Below are 20,616 nucleotides of genomic sequence, written 5' to 3'. Positions count from 1 at the left end.
TGACAAGAAGTCACCAACCATGTGGGCATCCCACCCTCTCCCGTCGCAATCCGACTGAACTGGTCTGCTTGTCAGACCAGTTTCCAAAAACCGCCGCCGCCAGGGGGCCCACTGCTCGTTCGTAGCGGCAACCGGTCTGGTTGTCAGACCCGTTTGGCACGGACTGGAGCCGGGTATGGACACTCCATGGACCTGGAAGAAGCTCGATGCCGCAGGGGCGGCTCTGTTCGGACTGCTCCTCGGACTCACGGGCCTCGTCGTGGCCATCCTGCGCCTCTCCGGCCTCACTGGATGAGGACTGCCTAGGGACGATCAGTGCACCGTTCGGGCCCGGGGTTCTTCCCCGTCGTCCTGCCGCTCGCGAGGAGAGTCGCCCCCCGCCAGTAGCGCGAGCAGATCCTTTGTCGTCAGCCGCGCCGCCACATCCGTCCCCTCCAGCACTCCCGCCACCAACGCGCGCTTGTCCGAGTGCAGCGAGAGGATCTGCTCCTCGATCGTACCGCGGGCGATCAGCCGGTACACCGTCACCGGCCGCGTCTGGCCGATGCGGTGGGCGCGATCCGTCGCTTGATCCTCCACCGCCGGGTTCCACCAGGGATCCAAGTGGATGACGTAGTCCGCAGCCGTGAGGTTGATGCCCGTACCTCCCGCCTTGAGCGAGATCAGGAACATCTCCCCTGCCCCCTCCTGGAAGTCCTGAATCCGCTTCGCTCGGGTCGCCGCAGGCGTCGCGCCATCGAGGTACTGGTACGTGAAGCCGGCGCGATCCAGTTCCTCGCGGACGAGCTCGAGGTGTGAGGTGAACTGGCTGAACACGAGCGCCCGGTGGCCCTCGCTCCGCAGTTCTTCCAGCAACTCCAGCAGACGCCGCATCTTCGAGGACGCGAGCTTCGACTGCCCGTCGTAGAGCCGCGGGTGAGACGCAAGCAACCTCAGCCGGGTGATCGCCGCGAGCACCTGGAAGCGCTGCTGCTCGGTGCGCAGCCCCTTGCCCTGCTTGCTGAGCTCCGCGACCGCCGCCAGCCGCGCGTCCTCGTATAGCGTCCACTCCTCCTCGGAGAGCGCCACGGGGACCTGGATCTCCGTCCTCGGCGGCAGCTCGCGCGCCACCTCTTGCTTGGTCCGCCGCAGCAGGAACGGCTGGATCACCCGGGAGAGCGCCGCGCTCGCGGTGGGATCCTTGCCCCGCTCGATGGGCGAGGCGAAGCGCTCTCGGAATTGCTCCCAGCTCCCCAAGAGACCCGGGAAGACGATCGTGAAGAGGCTCCACAGCTCGCCGAGGTGGTTCTCCAGCGGCGTCCCCGAGAGCGCGATCCGAAAGCCCGCGTTCAGCTGCCGCGCGGCCCGGGCCCGCCGGGTGCTCGGGTTCTTCAACGCCTGCGCTTCATCGACGACGAGCGTGGCGAATGAGAGCGTGCTGAGGCTCGCCACGTCGCGCACCAGCAAGCCGTAGCTGACGATGAGCACGTCGGTCTTCTTGAGCTTCGCCAAGCACTTCGCCCGATCCGGCTGCTCCGCGTAGAGCACGGGCCGCAGGGTGGGCGCGAAGCGCTGGATCTCCTGCGTCCAGTTGAAGGCCACCGAGGTCGGCGCGAGCACCAGGGCCGGACCGAGCCGCGAGCGTTCGATCATCACCGACAGCGCCTGCACCGTCTTCCCGAGCCCCATGTCATCCGCGAGGCACGCTCCCGCTCCCCAGGCCGCCACGCGGCTGAGCCACGCATGGCCCTCCACCTGGTAGTCGCGCAGCGTGGTCCCCAGCGACGAGGGAGGCTTCGGCTTGAGCGACAGCGACGCGGCGAGACGATCCGTCATCAACTGCCACGCGGGCGCGGCCTGGACGTCGGCCCCCGCCTCCAGCAACGCGCTGATCGCCGAGACCGCTCCTGGAGAGAGCTCCGCGCGGTTCTTGCCCAGGAAGGTGTGATCGGCCACCGCGAGCAGGCGGTTCCGCAAAGTGTCGCTGAGCTCGACCCACCGATGGGCATCCACGCGCACGAAGCGCTTCTGCCGCCGGGCCGCATCCAGGAGGACAGCCAGCTCGATGCGCCCCGCCTCGACCTTCAGATCCCCGTTGATGCCGAACCAGTCCCGCTTGCGCTCGATCACGACCTTCAAGGACTCCGGGCCCGCAGCCGAAGCAACGAACGGCTTATCGTCGAGCCACTCCACCTCCACTCCCGGCAGCGGCTTCTGGAGGGCCGCGACGAGCCGCAGCGCGGACTCCGTGTCCCCCATCCGGAAGCAGAACGGCGGCCCCTCCTCCGCGCCCTCGAGCGGCAGTGGGGCAATCGCCGCGCGAGCCCGCTGCTCCTCCTGGATCAGCTGACGGCGCACGTAGCCGCGTTCACCGTTGCGAGTGAGAAGCACGTCTCTCGGACCCACGCCGGGATGGAACAGCGGAGCCCCTGGCCCCGGCCGAACGAGCAATTCCAGCTCCAGCGACACGTCCGGGAGCAGGCGCAGACGAACGACGGTGGTCGTCTCGGACGAGAGCTCGCGCCCCTTCAGCGTGGGCGGGACCACGAGCGGCAACCGCGCTTCGAGCCGGGACAGGCGCTCCAGCAGCTGCTCATGGCTCTCGGGAGGGAACTGGTCTCCGTGCTTCTCCAGCACGTTCCAGATCTGCCGCGCCTCGGAGTTCACATCGATCAGCAGGCACCGGTTCCGCTGCTCCTCCACCGTGACCAGCGGTTCCCCCGGCGCGAACGCACGCAGCAGGGCTCCCAGCAGCTTCGGGCTGAAGCGCTCGCCCTCGATGGAGGGCTCCAGGCGAATGTGGTTATCGGCGGAGAGCGCGGTGAACCCCAGCCGCACGCGCTTCACCTCGATGGGCTCCTCGGGGCGGAACTCGAGCAACACCCGTGGGTGCCCGACCAGCCCTGCGAATGCCCGTGAAGGGTATGTCCCAGCGGCACGGGACGCCGGGGCCCATGAAGCCAGCTGCTCGGCGACCCGAAGATCGGTCTCGGAGAGAAGCTCGCGGTGCTCTTCGAGCAGGCGCGCCGCGGTCATCCTCGCACCTGCGCTCATGATGCCCCGGCGGGTCTGCTTCTTCACGACGGGCGACACGGACTGCGTGCCCAGTTCCTGCTCGATGCACCACCACACCTCGATGCTGGGCCGAGGCTTGGCCGACTCTTCCTCGAACAGCTCGAGTTCCTTCAGCGCGCGCGCCCAGCTCGGGCGAAGGAGTTCCTCGGCGATCCTTCGCGCCTCCGCGTTCCGCGCGCTGTCGTCCAGGACATCGAGGGTGGTGTCCACGAGCGCCAGCGCATGCACGCACCCCCGCTGCCGGGTCGCACAGCTGCACTCCACCCGCCCTTCGTACCCCCCGGGGAAGGTGAGCCGCGTCAAGACTCCGATGGTGCCGTAGTCCGGACCGCCACGGACCACGCGATCGCGCTCCCTCCACGTGAGCACGCACGCAGCCGCATCGAAGCTCCATGTCCCCAAGGCCCGCCGCTCCCGAGAGCGTGGAGCTGCATGGGGCCTGAGCGTGCGGCGCACCTCGAGCAGGCGGGTCCACAGCGGCGCCAGCACCTCGTCCGGGTGGGACTCGCGGCGCGCGGCCTCCTCGGTGAGCCCCTGCCGGACGGCGTGCGCCTCCTGCTGCAGGTATGCCCACGCCGCTTCGGTCAGCGCTGTCTCCAGGCCTCTCCCGCGCGCGCCGACATAGCGAAGCGCCCCGTCCCGCGAGCCCACGTCCCTCAGCGCCAGTCCGTTCAGCACATGCTGGAGCCCTTGGCGCTGCGCCTCATTGATGGGCAGCTCCGGAAAGAGCACGGCCACGGAGACCGCGAGCGCATGGCGGACCTCGTGCTCCTCCGCCCAGCGATCCAGCGCGTCCCGCGTCGCGAACGGCCCTTCCTGAGACGGCACCACGACGGCGGCCTCGCGCGGCGGCTCGAGCACCGCTCCGCGCTGTGCCAGGAAGGAGAGGCTGAGCGCGACCGCATGCTTGCAGACCGCATCCCGCACCGGACACGTGCAGTGGGCGACGAGCACTCCGCCAGGAGCCGTCACCCGGACGCGGTACTTCGCCGTGCCCTCCACCAGCCCATCGAGCGCGTCGTTCTCCAGGACGCAGGACAGCACGCGCCCCTCACGCCAGTACACCTCGCCTCGCGCAAATGCGCTCCCCGCGGTTGCGCGGAGGTTCTCGGCGGTGAGCAGCGTGGGCAACGACATGGGCCGCAGACTCTAACCGCGCCGAGCGCGCCGGATGGGCGGATTTGCACAGGGCAGGCGCTCCCCCGGCGGCCGTCCAGCCAGGCGAATCCCCCGTTCCGGAGTGAGCCTCGAAATGCGGCAGCGGGTCCACGCTGCGAGGAACCCGGCATCGGGCATCCTCATGCAACGTGAACCCGCCTTTTTGCCGCGCTCTCTGTGCGGTACTACGCGGGCAGCGTGCCCTTGCCCGAGGCGATCGTCTCCGCGAACTGCTTCACCTTCTGCACGTAGGTGGCGTCACCGGTGCCCGCGGGGATGGCGTTCGGGTTGCTGCGGTCCACGCCGTTGGGGCCCGAGTTGTACGCGCGCAGCGCCAGATCCCAGTTCCCGAACTGCTCCTTCATGTCCTTCATGTAGTAGGCGCCGGCCAGGATGTTCGTCTCCGGATCCGCCAGGTTCTTGCCCTGCAGCTCCGGGTACTTGCCCTGCAGCTCCTTGAAGGTGTTGGGGTTCATCTGCATCAGCCCCGTGTCCGTCAGGCCGTTGCCGCCGTTGGTCGAGGTGGCGCCCAGGTTGCCGCGGGACTCCTGCCAGATCTGCGCGGCGAGCATGGAGGCCGGAACGCCCGTCTTGGCCGCCGCGGACTCGATGGCGTTCTTGTACTGGCCCAAGGCCGAGGGGAAGCCGCCGCCCAGCTTCGCGTCACCCGAGATGCCCGCGCCGGAGCCCACGCTGCTCGAGCCACCCGCGCTGCCCGTGCCGCCCATGCTGCTCGGGCCGCTGGCGCTCGGGTTGAGCTCCACGGGCGCCTTGCCCGCGGATGGAGCGAAGCTGCTCTGCGAGAACGGAGACGGCGAGCACCCCTGCGACGGCGAGGCGGCCTTCTGCATCCCGCCCGTCTTCATGCCCTGCATCAGCTTCTCGACCGCCTGGAGCGACTTCAGCAGGTCCTGGGTGCCCTTGATGAGCTCCTGCAGCCCGCCACCCTTGCCGAAGAGGCCCTTGAGGCCGCCCTGCTCGACACCACCGCGGCGGAAGGAAGAGGAATCCAGGGTCTGAAGGCTCGGGTTCTGGCGGAGGTTGGAGACGTTCATGACGGGGTCCTTTTCAGAAAGGAGGAAGGTTGGGGGAGGAGGAGTGCCTCGTTGCTGGCATTTCTCCCTACAGCATCAGCCGTGCCAACCCGGTTTCCCTGGGGAAGGCCCGGCGGCCTGATGACGCCAGTCCCGGCCGCTCCCTGGGCTCCCCGAGGAGCAGCCCTGGTGACGCCAGCCCCACGTGATGAGTCCTGTCACCAGGTGGCACACCGAGCGGAATCCATGGGATAGATGCACCCCGGAATGAGTGACCCAGACACCGGGAGTGTCGGTGACGACACGCGCACCCCTCTCGCGGACCCCCCAAGCGCCAAGGTGGGGCCCGCGCGTGAGGCGGTACAGCCCATGTCGCAGGTGGGCCGCTACCTGCTGCTCAAGCGGCTCGGTGAGGGCGGCATGGGCGTGGTCTACGCCGCCTATGATCCGGACCTGGAGCGCAAGGTCGCCCTCAAGCTGCTGCGGCCGGACATCCAGACGGACTCGGAGGAGGCGCGGGCCCGGCTGCTGCGCGAGGCGCAGGCCATGGCGCGCGTCTCCCACCCCAACGTCATCCCCATCTTCGATGTGGGCGTGTGGGGCGATCAGGTGTTCCTCGCCATGGAGCTGGTGGACGGGGGCACGCTGAGCGCCTGGCTGCAGCAGGAGGGGGGGCATCCCTGGCGCGAGGTGCTGGAGAAGTTCCTGGCCGCCGGGCAGGGACTGCAGGCCGCCCACGAGGCCGGGCTGGTGCACCGGGACTTCAAGCCCGCCAACGTGCTGCTGAGCCGCAACGGGCGCGTCTACGTCACCGACTTCGGCTTGGCCCGGCAGGTGGGCGCTCCCCGGCGGGAGGAGCCGCTGCCCGAGCAGGCCCGGCAGCTGTCCGCGGATCGCCGGATGCTGGAGACCACCATCACCGAGGTGGGCATGGTGATGGGGACGCCTGCTTATATGTCCCCGGAGCAGATGATGGACTCCGAGCTGGATGCGCGCTCGGACCAGTTCAGCTTCTGCGCCGCGCTCTACTGGGGGCTCTACCGCCAGCGGGCCTTTGATCCCGACCGGCTGCACTCCCACCTGGCCTCCCAGCCTCCTCCCAAGCCGATCACCCCGGAAGGCACCCAGCCGCTGACGCCGCCGGGCTCCCATTCCAAGAAGCTCCCCAAGGCCGAGGTGCTCATCCAGGAGCCACCCCGCGACGTGAAGGTGCCGGCGTGGGTGAAGCAGGCGGTGCTGCGCGGCCTGGCGCTGGAGTCCGGGGCCCGCTTCCCTTCCATGAAGGAGCTGCTGCAGGCGCTCTCCCAGGAGCAGCGCCGGGCCCAGCGGCGGCTCTGGGCCGGGGTGGCTGTCGCGACGGTGGCGGGGCTGTCGGTGATGGCCGGGGGCGTGTACCACCAGTCCCAGGCGTGTGCGGGCGCAGGGGCGCCCATGGAGCAGATCTGGAGCCCCGCGGCGCGCCAGAAGCTGGAGGCGGCATTCGCGGCCACGGACCGGCCCTTCGCGGCGGAGACAGCCTCGCGCGTGGTGCAGGTGCTGGAGGGCTACGCGACGGAGTGGAAGCGGCAGAACACCGCGGTGTGCGAGGCCTCCCGCAAGCGCGGGACGCAGCCCGAGGAGCTGCTCGCCCGGCGGGTGGTGTGCCTGGAGCGGCGACGCAAGAACATGCGGGCCACGGTGGACCTGCTGTCCGGAGCGGACGGAGCCCTGGTGGAGAAGGCCCTGGATGCGGCGCACGCGCTGCCTCAGCTCCAGGAGTGCGAGGACGTGGAGGCGCTCGCGGACCAGCAGGGGCGCCCCACGGATCCGGCCAAGCGCGCGGAGATTGATCGGCTCGAGGAGCGGCTGGCGGAGGTGAGGGCGCGGGTGGACGCGGGCCGCTACCCCGCTGCGCAGGAGGAGGCACGACAGTTGGAGGCGCCCGTGCTGGCCACCGGCTACCTGCCCCTCATGTCCGAGCTGCGCTTCCACCTGGGGTGGATCCAGGAGCAGCTCGGCCACTCGCCCGAGGCGGCCCAGCTGCTCTCCCAGGCCATCTTCGACGCCGAGGCCGGGCGGGAGGACCGGCTGAAGGTCGCCATCCTCAACAAGCTGCTCTTCGTGGAGGACGGCCAGAAGCACTTTGGGCAGGCCACCGGGTGGGGACAGCTGGCGGAGGCGACGATCCGGCGCCTGGGCGGCGATCCCCTGCTGGAGGCGGATGTCCGGGTGAACCAAGCCAACCTGGCCATGTCCCAGAGCGCCTTCGCGGAGGCGCGCACGCTGCTGGAGCAGGCCCGAGCGCTGCAGGCGCGGGCGCTGGCACCGGGGCACCCCAAGCGAGCGCGGACCACCTTCCTGCTGGGGCGGGTGCTGAACGAGATGGGCGAGACTTCGCAGGCAGTCGTGATGCTCGAGGAGGCGCTGAAGCAGACGGAGGCGTCCGTGGGCGCGCTGCACCCGGACATGGCGCGACGCCACGGCACGCTCTCCTGGGCCCTCCGGCAGCAGAAGGACTACGCCCGGGCGCTGGAGCACGCACGCGCGGCGGCGGACATCGCCAAGGCCACCCTCGGCCCCAAGAGCTTCCCTTTCGCCGTCGCCCAGGACGAGGTGGGCATGTGCCTGCTGGGGCTGGGGCGCTATGAGGAGGCGCTGAAGCTGTATGAGGAGACCCTCGCGGCCCGCAAGCAAACCCTGCCTGCGGACTCCGAGCTGCTCCAGTACTCCTATGATGGTGTGGGACAGGCGCTGCTCGGGCTGGGGCGGGTGCCCGAGGGCATCGAGGCCCTGCGCAATGCCCTCTCCATCACGTCGGCACCGGACTCCTACCTGGCGCAGACAGGCTTCACCCTGGCCCAAGCGCTCTGGCGCTCCGGGCAGTCCACGCAAGCCCGGAGCGAGGCAACCCGGGCGCGCGAGCGCTTCTCCCAGGCCGGGCAACCCGCCCGCGTGACCGAGGTGGACACCTGGCTGAAGTCCGTGGCTGCCGCGCGCCCGTGAGCGTGTTAGCATCCCTACCCGTGGCGGAGTCCCAAGAAGACGAAGAGAACCTGGATCCAACAGCCACCCTGCACCGAGCCAGGGCGGGCCGTGTGCGCCTGAAGCTGGTGGTGCTCTCGGGTCCCGAGGCTGGGCACAACCTCACGCTCGAACCCCGCGAGTACGTCATCGGCAAGGCCCCGACGTGTGACGTCGTCCTCACCGACAAAGCCATCTCGCGCCAGCACCTGAAGCTGGAGGTCGGCGAAGAGTCCGTCCGGGCCATCGACATGGAGTCCCGCAACGGCTCCTTCTACGAGGGGCTGCGCTTCTCCCAGATGGACCTGCGCCCAGGCAGCGTCATCACCCTGGGCAACACCGAGATCAAGATCGCCCCCGAGGACACCCGGGAGCGCTCGCTGCTGCTGTCCTCGCGCAACCGCTTCGGCGGCCTGGTGGGCGCCAGCCGGAAGATGCGCGAGGCCTTCACCCTGCTGGAGCGCATGGCCGCCGGTGGCGCGGACGTCCTCATCCAGGGCGAGACGGGCACTGGTAAGGAAGGCTGTGCCGAGGCCCTCCACACCGAGAGCCCCCGCAAGGAAGGCCCCTTCGTCATCGTGGATCTGGCGGGCGTCCCCCCCTCGCTCGTCGAGTCCGAGCTGTTCGGCCACGTCAAAGGCGCCTTCACCGGCGCCCAGGGCGACCGCGCCGGAGCCTTCGAGCGGGCCAACGGGGGCACCGTCTTCCTGGATGAGATTGGCGAGCTGCCCATGGACATCCAGCCCCGGCTGCTGCGCGTGCTGGAGCGCCGCCAGGTGAAGCGGGTGGGCGCCAACGACTACCGCACCGTGAGCGTGCGCGTCATCGCCGCCACGCACGTGGACCTGGAGGGCGCGGTGCAGGCGGGGAAGTTCCGGCGGGACTTGTTCCACCGGCTCGCGGTGCTGCGCGTCACCCTGCCCCCCCTGCGCGAGCGGCCCGAAGACATCCCGCTGCTCATCGACACCATGCTGGAGCTCAGCGGCCGGCCTCCCAGCGCTCTGTCGGACCAGACGCGGGCCCTGCTGGCCCAGTACCCGTGGCCCGGCAACGTGCGCGAGCTGCGCAACGTGGTGGAGCAGGTGGTCAGCCTGGGCGAAGAGGCCCTCCCGGCCATGGACCCGCTGCCGGGCGAGGGCGCCAACAAGGGCACCGGGCCCGATCTGGACCTGCCCTTCAAGGAAGCCAAGGAGAAGCTCATCGAGGGCTTCGAGCGCGACTACCTCAAGGGCCTCATCGAGCGCTGCGAGGGCAACATCTCCCGGGCTTCCCGCGAGGCCGGCATCGACCGCGTCTATCTCCGCAAACTCCTTCGCAAGCACGGGCTGGATCAGAAAGCCACGGGCGGCGCGGGTGATGACGCGGGTCATCAGGAATAAGCGCCTCCCGAGGCAGCCGGGCTGATGACGGCAGTCATCAGCTGATGGGTGGTGTCATCGGGGGGGCTCTCGGCATGTGGGAGCCAAGCGCCTGAATTTCCAATGGCCTCCCACTTTTTAATTCTTACCCCCCCCTGGCACACCTTTTGATATAGGCACTCCTCAAGCCCTGACAGCCAGGGAATGCGGGAAGAGGAAACTTTTTGAGGCCTCCTCCCGATAATTCAGCACCCGCCGTGCACCTTACCTCCAGGAGAGCACCGTGAGCACTTCGATCACGTCCAGCATCTTCCGCGCGCTGCAGCAGCTTCGTCAGGACACCAGCGCACCCGTCGCGCCGCAGAGCACGCCCGCGGCTGCTCCCACCGCTCCCCAGGCCCCGGCCACCCCGGTCTCCTTCCAGGATGGCTTCGAGCAGGCCTCCACGCAGCAGCAGGAGTGGTCGGCGAAGTTCTCGGCGGATGCCCTGCCGCCCTCGGGCTCGGCTCCGGTGATCCAGCAGACCACGGATACCAACTGTGGCGCTGCGGCGGCGGTGATGGCGGCCGGCTCGCGCGGCCAGGTGGCGGGGGTTTCGGCCGAGCAGCGGATGGCGCAGCTCGAGTCCCAGTTCACCGACGGCAAGGGCACCTCGGCCCAGGAGCTCGCCAAGATGCTGGGCAGCGAGGGCATGAAGGTGAACCAGGCGGCCTTCAAGTTCGACCAGACCACCGTGGACGAGACCCTGAAGAAGGGCGGCAAGCTGATGGCCATGGTGGACTCCGCGCAGATCACCCCGGGCAGCGACCCGAGCAAGACCGGTGGCGCGCACTGGGTGGTGGTCGACGGCAAGGACGACAAGGGCAACTACACGGTGAAGGATCCGGCCACCGGCTCCAGCTACGGGGTGGATTTCAACCACCTGACCAACGCCGTGGATCAGAACTGGTTCAAGCACAACAGCGGCGGAATGATGCTCGTGGAGGACGCGAAGGGCGCGACCTCCGCCGAGGCCCTGGCCCAGTCGAACGCGGCCCTGACGGTGCCGCTGAACGCCAACGACGGTGGCGGCTCCAAGGCGGCGGAGACCTTCGGCCGCGAGTCCTCCTAGTCCGCAGGCGCCCTGCCGGCGGAACCTCAGCCCAACCTGTCAGACAAGCGGACCGGTGGAGCCTCAGCGCTCCGCCGGTCCGTTGTTTTTTGGCGCCCTTCGGGCGTGCCTCCCGGCCCGGTGCATTCAGCGGCTTGGCTTGAGCGCGCTCGAAGCGGACCTGCGCCCGGTTCATCATCCCAGGCGCCTTCGCTGGCGCTCCTGGGCACGAGGATCTTCTGGTCCACGAGCCCGGCGGGGCTCTTCACCTGGGTGCACGCGGCCACCTCGTCCAACACCCGAACCACGAAGCGAGCGGGAGTGCTTGGCTGGCAGCGTGAGGTCCACCACCGCCATCTCGTTGGGCAGGTGGCCGACGAGCGACTCACGGGCGCTAAAGGGGATGAGGCGGCCGCTCGAGAAGCCCGCAACGTGCAGCAGCACCTCCTGCCTCCAAGCCACCGGCTCGGAGAGGAAGTGCTGCTCAACGTCCTCGGCTGCTTCCAATCCCTCCAGCGAGAGCGCCTTGACCTGCGGCGCCCTCACCTCACATCAGCCAGCTCGGGAACGAGCATGGCGTTCGTGGTGAACTCCTCCTGGAGGGTGGGTGTAGGTACGACAGGGATTAGAAGAGGCTCTTGATCTTGTCGCCCAGCTTGCTGAAGCCCTCCTTGATCTTCCCGGCGTTCTCGATGGCCATGCCGGTGATGGAGGAGACCGCGGAGATGCCCGCGCCGATCTGCGAGACGATCGGGATGTTGGTGGCGGCGGCGGCAGAGCCAGCGGCCGTGATGGTGGAGGTCACCTTCGCCGCCGTGCTCGACTTGGGGTCGGCCCAGGTGCGCGCGGCGATGCCCGCGTCCAGCGCCGCGATGCCGATGTTCAGGCCCGGCGCGAAGCGGCCGGCCACCTTCGCCGCCGTGCCCACGCCCTTGGCCCCCGCCTCAATCCCCTTGAGGGCCGCGCCAGCGCCCTTGGTCAGCTGCGCCGCGTCAATCGCGTTGCCCACCACCTTCGTCCCCGACTGGATGACGCCCTTCTCAATCTTCCCGGCCGCTCCGGCGAAGCCGCCCTGACGCAGCAGGTCCGCCACCGCCATCTTCCCTCCGGCCATCAGCCCGCCCACCCCGCCCTTCTCCTTGAGCACCGAGGCCATCGCGTCCGCGTGACGCAGCGGGCCGCCCTTGTGCGCCGCCTCGGCCGCCGCGTTGGCGATGGCGCCCGCGAACGCTCCGCCCTTGCCCGCCACCGCGCCCTTGGCCGCCTCGGCCAGCTTGCCGAAGTCCTTGGCCGAGGTGAACGCGGCCGCCGTGTCCAGCCCGCCCTTGGCCGCGCCCAGGATGCTGCGGCCCAGCCCCAGCGCGTTCTCCGCGATGGCGTGGCCACCCTCTCCATTCTTGATGGCGTCCACCAGGCCCTTGCCGTTGGAGCCGATGCCGGCCAGCCCGCCCGCCAGACCCGCTCCCGCCAGTCCCCGGCCCACCACGCCCGTGCCGCCGTTCTGGTGGCTGGTGGTGAGGCGGTTGGACGAGTCGTTGTACCAGCCCTTCACCGAGCCACCGGCCTTGCTGAAGCTGTCGCCAATCTTCGCGCCGATGCCGGAGGCGGCAGCGGGCTTGGCCTGAGCCGCGGGAGCCTGGGCCGCCGTGGCCGCCGGGGTCTGCAGCTTGCCCGGCGCGCTGTTGGTGCGGCTCAGCTCCGGCTTGGCCGCGGGGGCGGCGACGGGAGCAGAGTTGGAGCGCTGGATGCGGGGGGCGTTGGCGGCGATCGTGGTCATGGCGTCCTCAGGGGTCATGCTCTCGGGGGAGGCGAGAGCGGGTAGTTGACGTGCATGAGCTAGAGCAGGAGGTGTGCCAACGGCTCCGGCCTCCCACAGTCGCCACCTGACGGAGCCCTTTTCAGAGGGGAACGCTCGGAAGCCGCCGGTTTCGAGGGGCTTCCGGTTCACCTCCCGGGAGGGCTTCCCGGGACTCCAGTCATCAGCCGGGGGCCCCTGTGCCGTGGGACTCCAGTCATCGGCTGATGAGTCCAGTCACCAAGGGGGCTGGGCCCCCTCGGGAAAACGCCTCAGCCCACCAGCCCGAGCACCTGGCCGAGCTTCGTCCGCAAGTCCTTGCGGGCGACGATGGCGTCAATCATCCCGTGCTCCAGGAGGAACTCGGAGCGCTGGAAGCCCTCGGGGAGCTTCTGGCGGATGGTCTGCTCGATGACGCGGGGACCCGCGAAGCCGATGAGCGCCTTGGGCTCGGCCAGGATGATGTCCCCCAGCCACGCGAACGAGGCCGCCACGCCGCCCGTCGTCGGGTGCAGAAGTACGGAAATGTAGGGCTTGTTGCCGGTGCGGAAGCGGGCAATGGCCGCGGACGTCTTGGCCATCTGCATGAGGGAGAAGATGCCCTCCTGCATGCGCGCGCCGCCCGAGGCGGAGAACAGCAGCGCCGGGCACTTGAGCTCGTGGGCGCGCTCGAAGACGCGGGTCACCTTCTCACCCACCACCGAGCCCATGGAGCCGCCCATGAACTCGAACAGGAAGCAGCCCACGGAGATCTGGTGGCCGTCGATGCGGCCCACGCCGGAGATGAAGGCGTCGTTCTCGCCCAGGTTCTTGCGGGTGGACTTCAGCCGGTCCTTGTACTTCTTGCTGTCGGCGAACCCGAGCGGGTCCTGGGGCTCCAGCTCCTTGTCGAACTCCTCGAAGGTGTCGGGGTCCAGGAGGCCGGCCAGCCGGGAGCGCGCCGTCCAGGGGTGGTGGTGCTCGCAGTGCGGGCACACCATCCAGTTCTTCTCCAGCTCCTGGCGATAGATGATCTCGTCACAGCTCTCGCACTTGGCCCAGAGGCCTTGCATGCGAGAGGGCTCCTCCTGAGAGGGCTCCTGACGCGTCGAAATACGGGGCTTCTTGGAGAACCATGCCATGGAGGCGCGGGGTTAATCTGGCCGGGGGCGGCCGTCAACCCTTCCGGTACAACGCACCCCGTCAGAACTCGAAGGTATCTCCGAGTTCAAGGATCTCCACGGGGAGTCCTGCCAGCTCGCGCTTGAGCTGGCTCACGAAGGCGGGCTTGAGGTGGTACAGCAGCACCTCGGCGCCGTTGCGGTGGAACTTGGTGAGCTCGGACTGGAGCGTCTTGGGCGTGAGGTGGCCGGACAGGTCCGCCAGTTCCTGGAGCGCGTTGGGGAAGCTGGTCTCCACCAGCAGCGCCTTGAGGTTCTTCACCTGGTTGAGCGCCCGCCACAGCTTGTCGGTGGGGCCGGTGTCGCCGCTCATGGCCAGGGAGGAGCCCCCATGGGAGACGACGAAGCCGCAGGACTCCACCGGGTGGCTCACGGGGATGGACTGCACGGTGTAGCGGCCGACCTCGAAGGTGCTCCCGGCGCGGAACGTCTTGATGCGGAGCACCGGCTCTTTGCGCGTGGGGATGCGGGTGAAGTCCGGCCACAACGAGTTGTTGAACATGTAGTCGCGCAGCGCCTTGGCGCACTCGCGCGACGCGTGAATGGTGACGGGCGAGTCCCGGCGGCCAATCACCAGATCCGCCAGCAGGGGCAGATCCTTCACATGGTCGAAGTGGCTGTGGCCGACGAGGATGTCGTCCACCTTGCACAGCTGATCGAGCGTGAGCGTGCTCGTGAGCGCGCCCGCGTCCAGCGCGAGCACGTCATCCACGAGGAAGCATGTGGTCCGGCACGAGGGCAGTTCGCCGCCGTGACAGCCGAGGACTTGCAGCTTCACCCTAGAGGTCTCCGAACTTCCACTTCATCTCCAGATACTGGAGGAAGTCGTGCAGCCGGGCCGTGTCATACACGGTCAGTCTGTCACCACTGCGCTCGATGAGTCCGGCCCGCTCGAGCCGGTCCAGCATGTGGCGGATGGCCGGCTCGCCCACGCCGATGAGCCGGGGCAGCTCGCGCACGGGGAAGTCCACCTCGATGCCCTCTTCCATGGGCCGGCCGCGCGTCTGGCAGACCTGGAGCACCTGGTGCACCACGCGGCTGGCCGGATCGGACAGGAGCAGGTTTTCGATCTGGGCGTCCGCCTCGGACAGGCGCTCGGCCAGCTTCTTGATCATCCGCACGGCGATCTCGGCGTTGCCGCGGATCATCGCCTCGAAAGTCTTCGGGTCGATGACCAGGAGCTTGGCGTCCTCCATCACCGTGGCGGTGGCGTTCCTCGGCTTGTTGGAGATGATGGCCATCTCCCCGAAGAACTCACCAGGCCCCAACAAGGCCAGGACCTTCTCCACGTCACGGACCTTCTTGGAGATGGAGATCTTCCCGGACTGAAGGACGAACATGTCCTTGCCCGGCTCCCCCTCCTGAAAGAGGACCGTGCCCTTGGCGAACTCCTTGCCGAAACGTTGAAAGAGGGTTTCCTCGGCGCCCATCTGGAGACCGAGTCAAGCAGCCCCCACCCTCGGGGTCAAATTTAGATGGGGGCCTACTTCGTGGTCGCGGTGAACACCCCGTCCCAGTCGGGCCCGGGGCGGTTCCACTTCAGGGTGTTGATCTCCTCCAGGTAGCGGAGGCTGGGCCCGTCCTCGGGCCAGAGGGCCACCACCTGGCGGAAGTGAATCTCAGCGGTTGAGAAGTCTCGGGCGAGGAAGCAGGCCACACCGGCCTCGAAAGCCTGGATGGCCTCGGCATCCGGGCCCACGGGGGTGCCCATGGCGCGCAGCTCGTAGATGTCGGTGGGCTCGCGCTTTCCCTTGACACGGACCACTCCGAGCCGCCGGGCGGCAATATGGCCACGCGCCTGGGCATAGGTGTCGGCGGAGATGAGGATGCGGGTGTCATAGGCCTTGTTGAGGCCCTCGAGACGCGAGGCGAGGTTCACCGCGTCCCCCATGACGGTGTAGTTGAAGCGGTTCTCGGTGCCCATGTGGCCCACGTTCATGAGGCCACTGCTGATGCCCACACCGATGTCCATCTCGGGCAGACCGGCGGCGCGCCAGCGGGCCCGCAGGCCGGAGAGCTTCTCGAGGAAGCCCAGGGCAGCGGCGCAGGCACGCACGGCGTGGTCCGGCTGATCCACCGGAGCGCCCCAGAAGGCCATGATCGCATCGCCGATGTACTTGTCGAGCGTCCCCCCTTGGGCGAAGACGACATCCGTCATGGGGGTGAGGTACTGGTTGATGAAGCTGACGAGCTGCTCGGGCGTCATGTGCTCGGAGAGCGTGGTGAAGCCGCGGATGTCGGAGAAGAGAACGGAGAGCTCCTTGCGCTCGCCGCCAAGCTTGAGCTTGTCCGGGTGGGCGAGCACCTGCTCCATGACGCTGGCGTCCAGGTAGTGCTGGAACGCCTTGCGCAGACGGGCTTTCTCGGCGTGCAGCTGGGCCTTCTCCGCATCCACGGAGAAGTAGCCCAGGAAGATGACGGCGAAGGCCGAGGTGATGAGGCTGACCAGGGGCATCACCGTGGCCACCTGGATGCCGCGGGTGAAGAGAACCTGATCCACGACGAGCCACACGGTGATGAGCAGCGCCACGGAGCCCAGCTTCCAGGCGAAGCGCACCCGGGGCAGGAGGCGGGCCAATAGCAGGGCCGTGCCGAGCATGAAGAGTAGCTCGAGCGGCTGGGTCTCCTGGGGCCGGAAGAGGAAGTCCTGGGAGAGGATGTTGGAGAGCGCGGCGGCGTGGATGTAGACGCCGGACTCGAATTCATTGAAGGGGGTAACGCGCTGGTCGTAGTTGCCCACCAGCGTCACGCCCACGAGCACCGCCTTGCCGCGCACTGCCGCGGGGTCAAAGGCGCCGTCCACCACGTCCGACAGGCTCAGGGTGACGAAGCTGCTGGCAGGCCCCGGGTAGTTGATGAGCCAGAAGGGCTCGTCGTGCGGCAGGGGCACGCGCAGGGGCAGCAGCTTTCCGTCCGGGCGGCGGAAGCGGGCGCCGATGATTTGGTTCTGGGCGGGGTCTGCCACCGGCTCGACCTGGGCGCCCAGGTAGGCGGCCGCCGTCTGGAGCTCCAACGAGACGGCCAGCCCGCGCGGGCGCTCCAGCAAGGCGAACAGGGGCATGCGGCGCAAGGTGCCGTCGGGATCCACGGCGGAGTTGAAGAACCCCAGGTGCCGGCTGGCCTCGGCGAACAGGGACAGCGGGAGCTGCGCGGAGTCCATGCGCCAGCTGCGAAGCGTGGCGAGGTCTACCTTGTGCGTGAGTGAAGACCCGGCGATCTCGCCCGGGAATTCGCGGATCAGGTGAGGTTCAAGGAGCCGGGTCCACTCCTCGGCCTTGCTGGCGAACCGCGCCCGTTCCTTCGGGGGATAGACGACGATGCCTTGGACGACCTGAGGGAAGCGGTTGAGGGACGCGGCGAGGATGGAGTCCGTGTTGACGGCGGCCCGCCGGCTCAGTTCCTCGCGGTAAGCGGCCAGGGCGGCGGCGCTCTCGGGGGAGCCCTGGGAGAGCGCCCGATCCAGCTCCTCGAGCGCTCCGGCGTAGGCCTGGGCGCGCCGGTCGACCACCTCGTCGGCAAAGATCATGTCGAGGCCGACAGCCCCGGCCCCTGCCTCTCGGAGCCGGTCCATTGCGCGGGCCAGGAGATCTCTCGGCCAGGGCCAGAGGCCGTAACGCTGGGCACTCTTCTCGTCCACGGCGACGACGACGACATCCGGGTGGGCGGGGCGGCGGCCTCGGAGAGCGAACTGGAGATCAGTGATGCGGCCTTCGGCGGCCTGGAGGGCCCGGATGAGCAGGGGCGCGGCCTTGTCATCGACCCGGCTGCCAATGACGGGGGCGTCATCCACCCACACATGCAGGAAGCCGAAGAGGACGGCGAGGCCGAGGGCGAGCACCTCGAAGCGATGGCGCGAGAGAAAGTTCTTCATCCGGAAGTGAGGCGCCATGGTAGCCGCAAACACGACACCTGCGCTTCTGGGCCGAGACAAGGGCGGGGGCTTGCCGGTAGAAGGCCGCCCGTGACGACCTACAAGCAGGCCGGAGTGGACATCGAGGCGGGAGACGCCTTCGTCGAGCGGATCAAGCCGTACGCTGCGCGCACGATGCGGCCCGAGGTGGTGGCTGGAGTGGGCGGCTTCGGAGGACTGTTCGCCCTGCCCCCGGGCAAGTACCGGGAGCCGGTGCTGGTGGCGGGCACGGACGGGGTGGGCACGAAGCTGAAGGTGGCATTCCTGGCAGGGCGGCACGACACGGTGGGCATCGACCTGGTGGCCATGTCGGTGAACGACATCCTCACCTGTGGCGCGGAGCCGCTGTTCTTCCTGGACTACTTCGCCACATCGAGGCTGGAGGTGGACGCGGCAGCCGCGGTGGTGAAGGGCATCGCGTTGGGCTGCGAGCAGGCCGGATGCACACTGCTGGGCGGCGAGACGGCGGAGATGCCGGGGTTCTACTCACGGGGCGAGTACGACGTGGCGGGGTTCTGCGTGGGGGTGGTGGAGCGCTCGGAGATCATCGATGGGCGGACGGTGATGCCGGGCGATGCGCTGATCGGCCTGCCGTCGTCGGGGCTGCACTCGAACGGGTACTCGCTGGCGCGCAAGGTGCTGCTGGACGACGGGAAGCTGCCGCTGAAGGAGACGCCCGCGGGCCTGGGCCGGCCGCTGGCGGATGCGCTGCTGGAGCCCACGAAGATCTACGTGAAGGACGCGCTGGCACTGGCGAAGGCGGTGAAGGTGAAGGGCATGGCGCACATCACCGGGAGCGGCATTCCGGGCAACCTGCCCCGCTGCCTGCCGGACGGAACGCGGGCGGTGCTGAGCGAGAAGGCGTGGAGCCGACCTCCTATCTTCGATCTGATCGCGAAAGTGGGCGGGGTGGCGCGTGACGAGATGTTCTCCACGTTCAACATGGGGCTGGGGCTGATCGTGGTGGTGGCGAAGGAGGACGTGGCGCAGGCGCTGAGTGTGCTGAGCGCGCGAGGCGTGAAGGCATCGGAGGTGGGGCGCGTGGAACAGGGCCAGGGCGAGGCCACGGCGGTCATCGAGCCATGAGCGGCGGGCGAGCCCGGCTGGCGGTGCTGATCTCCGGCAGCGGGAGCAACCTGCAGGCGCTGCTGGACGCGTGCGCGCAGGCGGACTTCCCGGCGCAGGTGGTGTGCGTGGTGTCCAACGTGCCCACCGCGTTCGGGCTGGAGCGGGCGCGCAAGGCGGGAGTGCCCGCGGTGGCGCTGGATCACAATGCGTTCGGCTCGCGGGCGGACTTCGAGCGGGCGCTCGGGGATGAGCTGGAGAAGGCGGGCGTGGAGTGGGTGTGTCTGGCGGGCTTCATGCGGCTGGTGAGCGCGGACTTCCTGGCGAGATTTCCGGGGCGAGTGTTGAACATCCACCCTTCCCTGCTACCAGCGTTCACGGGGCTGCATGCCCAAAGGCAGGCGCTGGAACGCGGGGTGAAGATCGCCGGATGCACGGTGCACTTCGTGGACGCGGGCACGGACACGGGGCCGATCATCGCGCAGGCGGCGGTGCCGGTGCTGCCAGGGGATGACGAAGCAAGCCTGAGCGCGCGCATCCTCGCGGAGGAGCATAAGCTCTACCCGCTGGCGGTGCGTCTGGTGGTGACGGGGAAGGTGACGCTGGAAGGGACTGGAACGCGGGTGGCCGCGCAAGTCACGGGAAGCGAGCAGAGCCTGCGGAGCCCTGGGGCGCCATGACTGTGGAGCTGACGCAAGAGGAGCGGCTAGCGGCGCTGCGCGAGGCTTCGGTGGTGCTGGTGAGTGCGTGCCTATTCGGTGAAGCCTGCCGGTACGACGGGAAGTCGAAAGGCTCGAACCCGGTGATGCGGGCACTGGAGGGCAAGGAGCTCGTGCCCGTGTGCCCGGAGACGGGCGCGGGCCTGGGCATTCCGAGGCCCGCGGTGGAGCTGCGCGGAGGCACGGGAGAGGCGGTGCTGGCGGGCCAGGCCCAGGCGGTGGTGGCCGCGACGGGCGATGACCGGACAGCCGCGTTCCGCTACGGCGCGGAGCTGGCCCTGGAGGCGGTAAAGCGCTTCGGAGTGAAGGTGGCCGTGCTCAAGGAGCGCAGCCCTTCATGCGGCAGCCAAGGCACGCACGTGAACGGCCAGGTGGTCCGGGGCCGAGGCGTCACAGCCGCCCTGCTCCACTCCGCTGGGGTCATCATCCTCAGTGACGAGGAGCTGTGAGGCACGGGTCTGGCCTCCTCCCACTCAAGCAGACAGACACCTCCGTGCGCTTCCCGATCCCATCCTGGCGCGGGACGCGATAATTCAGGAGACATGATCGCGCCTACACTTCTGCACGCCGCCATCTTCGACATGGATGGCACCCTCGTCGACAACATGCGCTTCCACTCCGAGGCCTGGGTGTCCCTCTCGCAGCGCCTCGGCATCGACGCCACCGCCGAGCGGTTCGAGCGCGAGTTCGCGGGCAAGAAGAACGAGGAGATCCTCCCCATCCTGCTGGGCCGTCCCCTCTCTGCCGAAGAACTGAACCAGCTGGCCGAGGAGAAGGAGACCCACTACCGCCAGCTCTATAAGCCCCACCTATCGCTCATGAGAGGCGCCGAGGCCTTCATCGCCCGCCTGCGAAGCGCGGGGGCCCGGCTGGCCGTCGCCACCGCTGCCCCCACGGGAAACCGTGCACTGGTGCTTGATGGGCTCGGCATCCGCTCGCTGTTCGCGCGCGTCGTCGGCGCCGAAGAGGTGGTCCGGGGCAAGCCCGCGCCGGACATCTTCCTGGCCGCAGCCAAGGCGCTCGATGTCGATCCCGCCTCGTGCGTCGTCTTCGAGGATGCGGTGAACGGCATCATCGCGGCACGCGCGGCGGGCATGGCCGCGGTGGGCATCACCAGCACCACGCCCCCCGAGGTGCTCCGCGAGGCAGGCGCCCAGTGGGTGGCTCCAGACTTCGCCACCCTCCCGCCCGATCTGGAGGCCCGGCTCCTGATCGCGGCGGCGCGCGCCGTCTGACCCCGCCCGCGCGCTCCCACCCTTGCCCCTACTGAGCG

General features: G+C 68.9%; 15 protein-coding genes. 7 read left to right on the top strand and 8 right to left on the bottom strand.

What is annotated here, in order from left to right:
* Positions 1 to 312: 312 nt before the first annotated feature.
* The gene (locus DB31_RS29635) at positions 313 to 4,191 is read right to left on the bottom strand and encodes a DEAD/DEAH box helicase (RefSeq protein ID WP_044193667.1); all 3,879 of its coding nucleotides are present in this window, start codon (positions 4,189 to 4,191) and stop codon (positions 313 to 315) included.
* Between the two features lie 206 nt (positions 4,192 to 4,397).
* A complete protein-coding gene (locus tag DB31_RS29630; RefSeq protein ID WP_083968822.1) occupies positions 4,398 to 5,267 on the bottom strand; it encodes a lytic transglycosylase domain-containing protein in 870 nt (289 codons plus the stop codon).
* A 246-nt stretch (positions 5,268 to 5,513) separates the two neighbouring features.
* Between DB31_RS29630 and DB31_RS29625 the strand changes: the two genes are divergently transcribed.
* The 3 genes from DB31_RS29625 (at position 5,514) to DB31_RS29615 (ending at position 10,715) form a co-directional block, all read left to right on the top strand.
* Complete coding sequence (locus DB31_RS29625; protein WP_044193666.1) at positions 5,514 to 8,228, top strand: serine/threonine-protein kinase; 2,715 nt, start codon at positions 5,514 to 5,516, stop codon at positions 8,226 to 8,228.
* Between the two features lie 20 nt (positions 8,229 to 8,248).
* Positions 8,249 to 9,625 carry a sigma 54-interacting transcriptional regulator gene (locus tag DB31_RS29620; RefSeq protein ID WP_044193664.1) on the top strand — a complete coding sequence of 459 codons (1,377 nt, stop codon included), beginning with the start codon at positions 8,249 to 8,251 and terminating at the stop codon, positions 9,623 to 9,625.
* Between the two features lie 262 nt (positions 9,626 to 9,887).
* Entirely contained in the window at positions 9,888 to 10,715 is an 828-nt protein-coding gene (locus DB31_RS29615) for a C39 family peptidase (protein ID WP_052420346.1), read from the top strand.
* A gap of 174 nt (positions 10,716 to 10,889) precedes the next feature.
* On the opposite strand, the gene DB31_RS29610 is transcribed toward DB31_RS29615, so the two are convergent.
* The 6 genes from DB31_RS29610 to DB31_RS29585 all read right to left on the bottom strand — a co-directional run bounded on the left by DB31_RS29610 (position 10,890) and on the right by DB31_RS29585 (position 17,538).
* On the bottom strand, positions 10,890 to 11,240 hold the full coding sequence (locus DB31_RS29610; RefSeq protein ID WP_044193661.1) for a hypothetical protein: 351 nt from the start codon (positions 11,238 to 11,240) through the stop codon (positions 10,890 to 10,892).
* Between the two features lie 79 nt (positions 11,241 to 11,319).
* Positions 11,320 to 12,471: a hypothetical protein gene (locus tag DB31_RS45295; protein WP_052420345.1), complete on the bottom strand. Its 1,152-nt coding sequence runs from the start codon at positions 12,469 to 12,471 to the stop codon at positions 11,320 to 11,322.
* Positions 12,472 to 12,761: 290 nt separating this feature from the next.
* Positions 12,762 to 13,610, bottom strand: a complete 849-nt coding sequence (gene accD, locus DB31_RS29600) for an acetyl-CoA carboxylase, carboxyltransferase subunit beta (protein ID WP_044193659.1) — start codon at positions 13,608 to 13,610, stop codon at positions 12,762 to 12,764.
* A 61-nt stretch (positions 13,611 to 13,671) separates the two neighbouring features.
* Positions 13,672 to 14,427: an MBL fold metallo-hydrolase gene (locus DB31_RS29595; protein WP_044193657.1), complete on the bottom strand. Its 756-nt coding sequence runs from the start codon at positions 14,425 to 14,427 to the stop codon at positions 13,672 to 13,674.
* 1 nt (position 14,428) lies between these two features.
* Positions 14,429 to 15,079, bottom strand: coding sequence for a Crp/Fnr family transcriptional regulator (locus tag DB31_RS29590; protein WP_044193655.1), 651 nt, complete (start codon positions 15,077 to 15,079; stop codon positions 14,429 to 14,431).
* Between the two features lie 53 nt (positions 15,080 to 15,132).
* Positions 15,133 to 17,538 (bottom strand): CHASE2 domain-containing protein, encoded by a 2,406-nt coding sequence (locus tag DB31_RS29585; protein ID WP_044193653.1) that lies wholly within the window; start codon positions 17,536 to 17,538, stop codon positions 15,133 to 15,135.
* 72 nt (positions 17,539 to 17,610) lie between these two features.
* On the opposite strand from DB31_RS29585, the gene purM reads away from it, so the two are divergent.
* The 4 genes from purM to DB31_RS29565 all read left to right on the top strand — a co-directional run bounded on the left by purM (position 17,611) and on the right by DB31_RS29565 (position 20,578).
* Positions 17,611 to 18,645, top strand: a complete 1,035-nt coding sequence (purM, locus tag DB31_RS29580; RefSeq protein WP_044193651.1) for a phosphoribosylformylglycinamidine cyclo-ligase — start codon at positions 17,611 to 17,613, stop codon at positions 18,643 to 18,645.
* Positions 18,642 to 19,304, top strand: a complete 663-nt coding sequence (gene purN, locus DB31_RS29575; RefSeq protein WP_044193649.1) for a phosphoribosylglycinamide formyltransferase — start codon at positions 18,642 to 18,644, stop codon at positions 19,302 to 19,304. The genes purM and purN overlap by 4 nt, the downstream gene beginning before the upstream one ends.
* The gene (locus DB31_RS29570) at positions 19,301 to 19,792 is read left to right on the top strand and encodes a 2-thiouracil desulfurase family protein (protein WP_044193648.1); all 492 of its coding nucleotides are present in this window, start codon (positions 19,301 to 19,303) and stop codon (positions 19,790 to 19,792) included. Before purN ends, DB31_RS29570 begins: the two co-directional genes overlap by 4 nt.
* Positions 19,793 to 19,885: 93 nt before the next feature.
* Complete coding sequence (locus DB31_RS29565) at positions 19,886 to 20,578, top strand: HAD family hydrolase (RefSeq protein ID WP_044193646.1); 693 nt, start codon at positions 19,886 to 19,888, stop codon at positions 20,576 to 20,578.
* The last annotated feature ends 38 nt before the right edge of the window (positions 20,579 to 20,616 follow it).

The sequence above is a fragment of the Hyalangium minutum genome (assembly GCF_000737315.1).
Taxonomy (GTDB): Bacteria; Myxococcota; Myxococcia; order Myxococcales; family Myxococcaceae; genus Hyalangium; species Hyalangium minutum.
This window is presented reverse-complemented; position numbering and strand designations above follow the sequence as displayed.